Source organism: Streptococcus sp. HMSC072G04 (assembly GCF_001813295.1).
Classification (GTDB): Bacteria; Bacillota; Bacilli; order Lactobacillales; family Streptococcaceae; genus Streptococcus.
Genome location: NZ_KV812008.1, coordinates 403 through 773, shown reverse-complemented (window position 1 = coordinate 773; position 371 = coordinate 403). Strand labels below are relative to the sequence as shown.

General features: G+C 36.4%; 1 protein-coding gene. It reads left to right on the top strand.

Annotation, left to right across the window (positions count from 1 at the left end; translation table 11 throughout):
• Positions 1 to 371: MucBP domain-containing protein (locus HMPREF2904_RS11860; protein ID WP_256263222.1), on the top strand; the 371-nt coding region annotated here is incomplete at both ends.

Here is a 371-nt window from a genome sequence, read left to right as displayed (position 1 = left end):
TCTGATCCAATTAAAGGTAAAGTTGATAAACCTAAGTCAACTATTACGTATGTTTACCAACAAGTAGGTAACGTATACGTTCACTATGTTGACGTCAATGGTAACAAGATTAAAGAAGATGTCACTGACGAAGAAAATCAACCAATTGATAAAGATTACGATACAGTAGTAGACAACCGTCCAAATGAAATCCAATACAATGGTAAGACATACGAATTGGTACCAGCCGGTAACTACACTGTAGGTAAAGTTGACGGTGAAGGTCATTTGACAACAACTGACCCAATAACTGGTAAAGTTGTTGAAGGTGATAAGAATGTCACTTACGTCTACAAACTTAAAGAAGATCCAACGAAACCTAAAGAAGGTGA